An 8603-nucleotide genomic window follows, 5' to 3' on the forward strand; every position below is an offset into this window, starting at 1 on the left:
CGGCCGGCAGTCGTGGGACCCCAACCGTTCGCCGCTGTCGAGTGTCTGGAATGTAATGAGCGCGCCCCCTGGACGGCCGTTGCCCTTGCCCGCTTCCGCCCTGCCCGCCGGCTGCCCCTCCTGGAGCGGTGCACACACCCGCCGCTGGCTCGACGCGCTGCCGCCGCGCTGGGTGCCGCTGCCCTCCCTGACCGGGCACCTGATGATCGCGTCCGCCGTCGCCACGGGGACCACGCTGCTGCTGGCGCTGCCCGCCGGATGGCGCCCGTGGGCGGCGGCCCTGCTCGCGCTGCACATGCTGTGGCTGTGCGTGCGCCCGGAGATCGTGCCGGTGTCGGCGCCCGTCCTCGCGGTGCTGCTGGCGGTGCTGCGGCCCGGGAGGCTGTGGCCGGTCGCCGTGGTCGTCCTGGCGTCGGTCTGGGCGGTGGCCGTACTGCGGCTGGTGGCACGGCGCCGGCAGCGGGAGCGGGCCCGGGAAGCGGCCGGTGGGGTGACCGCGCCGCTGCCGGACGCCGGCCGGTCCCTGCCCCGTGGCCTGTTCCTCATCGGGTGCGGAGGGATCCTGCTCGCGCTCGGGCTCGGTGCCGTCGCCGTCCTGCCCGCCCACGGCCCGCAGACGGGCGAGGGGGCGCGGGCGCTGCCGGCGCTCGCCTGGCTGGTGGCGGGCCACGGACTGACCGCGCTCGTCTCCGGGCTGCTGGGCCGCCGCCGCGCCACCGTCCTGCGCGCGGCGGCGGCGCCCGTGCTGCGGGTGCTGGTGCGGGAGGGCGCCGACGGCGACACCGAGGTCTTCGCCGCCGACGACACTGCCGGGGTCCGTCCCCTGTTCTGCGCCGCCGTCACGGAGGTCCAGGACACCGGGGCGGACGACGGGGACGACGGGGATGGCGAGGAGGCCGAGGAGCAGCGGGAGGAGTGGCGGGAAATGCTGGCGCGGGTCGAGCGGGCGGGGCCGGGGCCGCTGCGGGAGGCCTTGCTGTACGGCGTGCCCTGCGACGGTGCCGAGATCCTGCTGGTCGCGGCCGCCGAGAAGGCGGGGACGCCGCCGGTGCCGGAACGGTCGTCGGGGCCCGTGCGGCCGCTGTCCGAGGCGTCGGTACGGCGGCTGACGTCCGAGGAGAAGCGCCGGGCGGCCCGGCAGGCGGCGTACGCGGAGCTGCGCCGGTCGGCCGAAGAGGCGGTCGCGGGTCAGGCGGGCGGCTCGGGGCCGGCGGACGCACGGCAGTGGGGGGCGGGGCTGCTGCACCGGCTGTGCGCGCTGCTGCTGGTGCTGTGGGGCACCGGCTTCTTCTGGGGCGAGGCCGGTGGGTGGCGTCTGGTGCTCGGTGCCCTCGCCGGTCTCGTCGGGGCGCTGTGGCTGCCCCACTGGCTCGCCTGGCGGATCACGGCCGACAGCGAGGGGCTGTGGTTCAACGGGCTGCGCCGCCCCCGGCACATCCCGTGGGACGAGATCAGGACCGTCGAGTGCGCGGGCGGCGAGCTGAAGGTGGACAGCCGGCGGGCCTCCTTCACACCCTGGTCGGCGACCGCTCCCCGCTGGCCCTGGCTGGAGCGCCGGTTCGGGCTTCTGCATCCGCACGAGCGGGCCGCGAGCGAGATCACCGCCCTGTGGCGCGACCCTTCGCTGCGCCCGTCCGTACCCGCCGACGCGGGCCGGCGGGGCCGGCCGCTGTGGCCCCTGGCGCTGGTGCTCGCGGCCGGCTGGACGGCGGCCCTGCTGTTCCTGTGGTGACAGCAGGGACAACAGGGCCCCCGGGGATCAGATGCCGGCGGCCGCCGACAGGTCGCGCTTGACGGCCGTCAGCAGCTCGGTCGCGCGGGCGCGGGCGGCCGGCAGGTCGGCGTGCGCGGAGACCGGTACGACGACCTCCAGGTAGCACTTCAGCTTCGGCTCGGTGCCGCTGGGGCGGACGATGACCCGGGCGCCGTCGAGGGTGTAGCGCAGGCCGTCCGTGGGCGGCAGCTTCTCCGTGCCCCGGGTCAGGTCCTCGGCGCGGACGACGGGCAGGCCCGCCAGCTCGGTCGGCGGCTGCTCCCGTAGGCGGCGCATCGCGTCCGCGATCAGCGACAGGTCCTGGACGCGCACCGAGAGCTGGTCGGTGGCGTGCAGGCCGTGCTCCACGGCGAGGTCGTCGAGCAGGTCGAGGAGGGTACGGCCCTCCTCCTTCAGCACGGACGCCAGCTCGGTGATCAGCAGCGCGGCGGTGATGCCGTCCTTGTCGCGCACGCCCTCCGGGTCCACGCAGTAGCCGAGGGCCTCCTCGTAGCCGTAGCGCAGGCCGTCGACGCGGGCGATCCACTTGAAGCCGGTCAGGGTCTCCTCGTACGGCAGCCCCGCCTTCTCGGCGATGCGTCCGAGCAGGGAGGAGGAGACGATCGACTCGGCGAAGGTGCCCTGGGCGCCACGGCGGACCAGGTGGGCGGCGAGCAGGGCGCCGACCTCGTCGCCGCGCAGCATCCGCCAGTCGCCGGCGTCCTTCACGGCCACCGCGCAGCGGTCCGCGTCGGGGTCGTTGGCGATAACCAGGTCCGGGTCGGTGGCGCGGGCCCGCGCGAACGCCAGGTCCATCGCGCCCGGCTCCTCCGGGTTCGGGAAGGCGACCGTCGGGAAGTCAGGGTCCGGGTCGGCCTGCTCGGCGACCAGCACCGGCTCGGGGAAGCCGGCGCGGGCGAACGCGGCCAGCAGGACGTCCCGGCCGACGCCGTGCATCGCCGTGTAGACCGTGCGGGCGGTGCGGGGGGAGGCGGGGTCCAGTACGGCGTCCGTGCGGGCGAGGTAGGCGTCCAGGACCGACTCGTCCAGGGTCTCCCAGCCGCTCTCCGGACGGGGTACGTCGTGCAGGGAGGCGATCGCGTCGATCTCGGCGGCGATCTCCGCGTCGGCGGGCGGGACGATCTGGGAGCCGTCGCCGAGGTAGACCTTGTAGCCGTTGTCCCGGGGCGGGTTGTGGCTGGCGGTGACCTCGACGCCCGCGACCGCGCCGAGGTGCCTTATCGCGAAGGCCAGCACGGGGGTGGGCAGCGGGCGGGGGAGTACGGCGGCGCGCAGGCCGGCGCCGGTCATCACGGCGGCGGTGTCCCGGGCGAAGTCGGCGGACTTGTGGCGGGCGTCGTAGCCGATGACGACGAGCCCGCCGGGGTGGCCGTTCTTCTTCAGGTACGCGGCGAGGCCGGCGGCGGCGCGGATGACGACGCTGCGGTTCATGCGCATCGGGCCGGCGCCCAGCTCGCCCCGCAGGCCGGCGGTGCCGAACTGGAGTGTGCCGGAGAAGCGGGCCGACAGCTCCTTGACGGCACCGGCGTCGATCAGTTCGGCCAGTTCGTCGCGGGTCTCCTGGTCCGGGTCCTCGGCGAGCCAGGCCTTGGCCCGGGCGATGAGATCGTCGTGCACCTTGGGATCAACCTCTCCTGTGTTTGCCTGGTCCAACTGGGGGTCCGCCCCCAGCCCCCGTCCTCCGCCCTACCCGCCACCCGACTCGGTCGGCTGGAAAGCGGACGAACGGCCCGCCCCCGGGTAGGGCGCTTGCGGCATCGCGCGCCACTCGGGCCCGCGCACCGCGCACAGCCGCGGCAGCACCGCGCACAGCCACGGCCGGCACCGCGTTCGGCCGCCGGCAGCACCACGCGCTCACGGCCATGCCACAGCACTCTGGCCGCTTGAAGCCGCCGGCAGTACCGCCGCCGCTCGAAGCCACCCGCAGCACTCTGCGCCCTTGAAGCCGCCAGCAGCACTTGGCCGCTTGAAGCCACCCAGAGCACTTTGGCCGCTTGAAGCCGCCCAGAGCACTCTGGCCGCTTGAAGCCGCCAGCAGTACCGCCGCCGCTCGAAGCCACCCGCAGCACTCTGGCCGCGCGAAGCCGCCAGCAGTACCGCCCCTCGAAGCCACGCCGCAAGCACCGCCGCCGCTCGAAGCCGAGCGCAGCGCCCCACCCCAAGCCGGCCCCGAAGCGGCCCCGGGCGAAGCCAGCCCCGAAGCCGCGGCCCCGACAGCGTCTCAGCCGAAGCCGCGGCAGCGGCACCGCCCCGGCCGAAGCCGCAGCAGCGACACCGCCCCGGCCGAAGCCGCAGCAGCGACACCGCCCCGGCCGAACGAAGCCGAGCGCGGTGCCTTCTCGGAGTCTGCCCGGTACCCGCGTCAGATCCTGCCGAGTACCCGCGCCAGCAGTTCGCCCATGCGGGCTGCCGAGTCGCGGCCGGCCTGGAGGACCTCCTCGTGGTTGAGGGGTTCGCCGGTCATGCCCGCGGCCAGGTTGGTGACCAGCGAGATGCCGAGCACCTCGGCGCCGGCCTCGCGGGCGGCGATGGCCTCCAGGACCGTGGACATGCCCACCAGGTCCGCACCGATGACGCGGGCCATGCGGATCTCGGCCGGGGTCTCGTAGTGCGGGCCGGGGAACTGGGCGTAGACGCCCTCCTCCAGCGTGGGGTCGATCTCCTTGCACAGGGCGCGCAGGCGCGGCGAGTACAGGTCCGTCAGGTCGACGAAGTTCGCGCCGACGATCGGGGACGTCGCCGTCAGGTTGATGTGGTCGCTGATCAGCACCGGCTGGCCGGGCCGCATGCCCTCGCGCAGACCGCCGCAGCCGTTGGTCAGCACGATCGTCTTGCATCCGGCGGCGACGGCCGTACGGACGCCGTGCGCGACCGCGGCCACCCCGCGGCCCTCGTAGTAGTGGGTGCGGCCCAGGAAGACCAGGGCGCGCTTGTCACCGAAGGAGTACGAGCGGATCTTTCCACCGTGGCCCTCGACGGCCGGCGGCGGGAAGCCGGGCAGCTCGGTGACCTGGAACTCGGCGTCGGGTGCCCCCAGGGCGTCGACGGCCGGAGCCCAGCCGGAGCCCATCACGAGGGCGACGTCGTGGGTCTCGGCGCCCGTGAGCGCGCGCAGGCGCGCGGCGGCGGCGTCGGCGGCGGCGTAGGGGTCGCCCTGGATGTCGTCCGGAAGAAGAGATGCGTTCACGCCGATGAGGGTAACCGGTCTTCGCCTACGCGCGTAGATGACAGAGCCCACGGGTTTGCCTTCGTTGTCTTGTCGTTTTCCACAAACGCCAGGAAAAACAGGGGTAAAACGTTCCGCGAAGGATCAGCAGGGGCGCTTGCGCAGCTCCATCACGTAGTCGTGCGGGGCCCCCGCGGACTCCGCCGCGTCGGCGATCTCGCCCAGGTAGCGCGCCGACGGCAGGCCGCCCTCGTAGGCGTTGAGGACGTACGCCCAGGCCGGCTCCTCCCCGTCCAGGGTGTGCACGCGCACGCGCACCCGGCGGTAGATGTCGAGGCCCACGCCCTCCCACCGGTCGAGCGACTCCTCGTCCATGGGTGCGATGTCGTACAGCCCCACGAAGACCTCGGCCAGCGGGTCCTCGACGATCGTCGCCAGCGCACCCTCCCAGCCGAGCTGCTCGCCGCCGAAGGTCAGCCGCCAGCCGTTCAGCCAGCCGGTGGCGCGCAGCGGCGAGTGCGGGGCGCGGCGGGACATCAGGCGCGCGTCGAGGTTGCCGGCGTACGCGGCATAGAGCGACATGGGGAGAGGGTACGGCAGGCGCACCGCGCGCCCCGGGCGTCCCGCGAGCGAGCCGGTGGCGCCCCCGGGCAGTAGCACCTTGAAGCGTGCGGGACAATGGAGTACGTGACTCGGATCGTGATCATCGGTGGCGGACCCGGCGGATACGAAGCGGCGCTGGTGGCCGCTCAGCTCGGCGCGGAGGTGACCGTCGTCGACTGCGACGGTCTGGGCGGAGCGTCGGTGCTGACCGACTGCGTGCCGTCGAAGACCCTTATCGCTACGGCCGAGGTGATGACCACCTTCGACTCCTCCTACGAGGAGCTGGGCATCATCGTCGCCGACGACACCCCGCCGCTGGAGCAGGCGGCCCGGGTGGTCGGCGTGGACCTAGGGAAGGTCAACCGCCGGGTGAAGCGGCTGGCCCTCGCCCAGTCCCACGACATCACCGCCTCCGTCACCCGCGCCGGCGCCCGGGTCATGCGCGGGCGCGGACGGCTGGACGGCATGCAGGCCCTGGACGGGTCCCGGAAGGTCGTCGTCACCGCCGCCGACGGCACGGAGGAGACCCTCACCGCCGACGCGGTCCTCATCGCCACCGGCGGCCACCCGCGCGAGCTGCCCGACGCCCGGCCCGACGGCGAGCGCATCCTCAACTGGACCCAGGTCTACGACCTCACCGAGCTGCCGGAAGAGCTGATCGTGGTCGGGTCGGGCGTGACCGGTGCCGAGTTCGCCGGCGCGTACCAGGCCCTGGGGTCGAAGGTCACGCTCGTGTCGTCCCGCGACCGCGTGCTGCCGGGTGAGGACCCGGACGCCGCCGCCGTCCTGGAGGACGTCTTCCGGCGCCGTGGCATGAACGTCATGGCCCGTTCCCGCGCGCAGTCCGCCAAGCGCGTCGGCGACCGGGTCGAGGTGACGCTGGCCGACGGCCGGGTCATCAGCGGCACGCACTGCCTGATGGCCGTCGGTGCCATCCCGAACAGCGCGGGCCTCGGTCTGGAGGAGGCCGGCGTCAAGCTGCGCGAGTCGGGTCACATCTGGACGGACAAGGTGTCCCGGACGACCGCTCCCGGCGTCTACGCGGCCGGTGACGTGACCGGGGTCTTCGCTCTCGCGTCGGTCGCCGCCATGCAGGGACGTATCGCCATGTACCACTTCCTGGGCGACGCGGTGGCCCCGCTGAACCTGAAGACGGTGTCGTCCAACGTCTTCACCGACCCCGAGATCGCCACCGTCGGCTACACCCAGGCGGACGTGGACGCGGGCAAGATCGACGCGAGGGTCGTCAAGCTCCCGCTCCTGCGCAACCCGCGCGCCAAGATGCAGGGCATCCGGGACGGCTTCGTGAAGATCTTCTGCCGGCCGGGTACCGGGATCGTCGTCGGCGGCGTGGTGGTGGCGCCCCGCGCCTCGGAACTGATCCACCCCATCTCGATCGCCGTCGACAACAATCTGACGGTCGAACAGATCGCGAACGCGTTCACGGTGTACCCCTCCCTTTCGGGGTCGATCGCGGAGGTCGCCCGGCAGCTCCACACCCGCAAGGCGAGCGCGGAGGCCTGACGGCCGGTGTCGACTTCCCCCTGTTCAGGGGGTGTTGTGGCGCATGCGGTCGGCATAGTCGGGGCGGGAGGGTGCTATACCACTTCCCGCCCTGCCATGCGAACAACTTCTGTTATTCGGCGCAAACTGCTGAAAGCAGACGGTCGCTGGGGTTACTGTCAGTTTCGTGTTCGCTGCTGAACGTCGCCAATTGATCCTTGAAATGGTGCGAGCGAACGGTGCCGTGTCGCTCCGTGAGCTCGCCCGCGTCGTCCAGACCTCCGAAGTGACCGTACGGCGGGACGTGCGGGCACTGGAGGCAGAAGGACTCCTCGACCGCCGGCACGGCGGTGCGGTACTGCCGGGCGGGTTCACGCGAGAGTCCGGCTTTCCGCAGAAATCCCACCTCGCGACCGCCGAGAAGACGGCCATCGCCGACCTCGCCGCAGGCCTCGTCGAAGAAGGCGAGGCCATCGTGGTCGGGGCCGGTACGACCACACAGGAGCTGGCCCGCCGGCTCGCGCGCGTGCCGGGCCTGACGGTCGTCACCAACTCCCTCCTGGTGGCCCAGGCGCTGGCCCACGCCAACCGGGTGGAGGTCGTGATGACCGGAGGCACCCTGCGCGGCTCCAACTACGCCCTCGTCGGCTCCGGCGCGGAGCAGTCCCTCCAGGGTCTGCGCGTGTCGAAGGCCTTCCTCTCCGGGAGCGGGCTGACGGCCGAGCGCGGCCTGTCCACCTCCAACATGCTCTCGGCATCCGTCGACCGCGCCCTCGTCCAGGCCGCCGCGGAGGTCGTGGTCCTCGCCGACCACACCAAGCTCGGCACGGACACCATGTTCCAGACCGTGCCGACGGACCTCATCACCCGGCTGGTCACCGACGAACCCCCGCCCCACGACGACCGCGCCGCCACGGAGTTGCAGGCGCTCGCCGACCAGGGCGTGCAGATCGCCGTCACGGGGGCGAGCGGGAACCCGGGGGGTGACCAGGTCCCGGCGGGCCGCCGCGCTCCCCTGCCGGGACCGCGCAGGGGCCACGTACCGGGCTCTTCCGCCCTCCGCTCCACCACAGGCCTGGGCGAACCGGCAACCACAGACCGAGGCCGCGTCGCCGACCTGCGCCGCCGGTAGTGCTGACGGGGCCCCGGGACCCGGCCGGCCCCTGGCAACCGGTAACCGGCGACCGCAGCCGGTCCACAGCCTCACCGAACCGACGGGGAATCGTTCCCTCGATCACCCGCCCCGTACCAGCCGGGCGGCTGGTTCATCCGCCCGGAGCATGCGGCCGTGCGTGGCCCGCCCTTACTCCTAACGGGCGGGCGGAAACGCCACGCCCGGCGGACCGGGGCGGTTCGCCGGGCGTGGGGACGGGACTCGGGGCGGGTCAGTCCTTGATCTCGCAGATCGCCGCGCCCGACGTGATGGACGCGCCGACCTCGGCGGTCAGGCCCTTGATCGTGCCGGCTTTGTGGGCGTTGAGGGGCTGTTCCATCTTCATGGCTTCCAGGACGACGACCAGGTCGCCTTCCTTGACCTCCTGGCCCTCCTCGACGGCG

7 protein-coding genes are annotated in these 8603 nt (G+C 73.3%); 3 read left to right on the top strand and 4 right to left on the bottom strand.

Features of this window, described 5'->3' with window-relative positions; all coding sequences use genetic code 11:
* Positions 1-85: 85 nt before the first annotated feature.
* Positions 86-1732, top strand: a complete 1647-nt coding sequence (locus OO52_RS05595; RefSeq protein ID WP_234339484.1) for a hypothetical protein — start codon at positions 86-88, stop codon at positions 1730-1732.
* Between the two features lie 27 nt (positions 1733-1759).
* Here the strand turns inward: OO52_RS05595 and OO52_RS05600 are convergent, their stop codons facing one another.
* From OO52_RS05600 to OO52_RS05610, 3 genes are all read right to left on the bottom strand, one after another.
* Positions 1760-3391 (bottom strand): phospho-sugar mutase, encoded by a 1632-nt coding sequence (locus OO52_RS05600; RefSeq protein ID WP_030659163.1) that lies wholly within the window; start codon positions 3389-3391, stop codon positions 1760-1762.
* A 745-nt stretch (positions 3392-4136) separates the two neighbouring features.
* Positions 4137-4961 (bottom strand): purine-nucleoside phosphorylase, encoded by an 825-nt coding sequence (locus tag OO52_RS05605; protein WP_014674592.1) that lies wholly within the window; start codon positions 4959-4961, stop codon positions 4137-4139.
* 123 nt (positions 4962-5084) lie between these two features.
* Positions 5085-5522, bottom strand: coding sequence for a gamma-glutamylcyclotransferase (locus OO52_RS05610; protein WP_014674593.1), 438 nt, complete (start codon positions 5520-5522; stop codon positions 5085-5087).
* Between the two features lie 96 nt (positions 5523-5618).
* Between OO52_RS05610 and OO52_RS05615 the strand changes: the two genes are divergently transcribed.
* Together OO52_RS05615 and OO52_RS05620 are read left to right on the top strand one after the other, a co-directional pair.
* Positions 5619-7067, top strand: coding sequence for an NAD(P)H-quinone dehydrogenase (locus OO52_RS05615; protein WP_030659166.1), 1449 nt, complete (start codon positions 5619-5621; stop codon positions 7065-7067).
* Between the two features lie 190 nt (positions 7068-7257).
* A complete protein-coding gene (locus tag OO52_RS05620) occupies positions 7258-8178 on the top strand; it encodes a DeoR/GlpR family DNA-binding transcription regulator (protein WP_267881457.1) in 921 nt (306 codons plus the stop codon).
* Between the two features lie 253 nt (positions 8179-8431).
* On the opposite strand, the gene OO52_RS46895 is transcribed toward OO52_RS05620, so the two are convergent.
* On the bottom strand, positions 8432-8603 hold a 172-nt coding region (locus tag OO52_RS46895; RefSeq protein ID WP_283936497.1), incomplete at its 5' end, for an acetyl-CoA carboxylase biotin carboxyl carrier protein subunit.

It is taken from the genome of Streptomyces flaveolus, assembly GCF_000716535.1.
GTDB lineage: Bacteria > Actinomycetota > Actinomycetes > Streptomycetales > Streptomycetaceae > Streptomyces > Streptomyces flaveolus_A.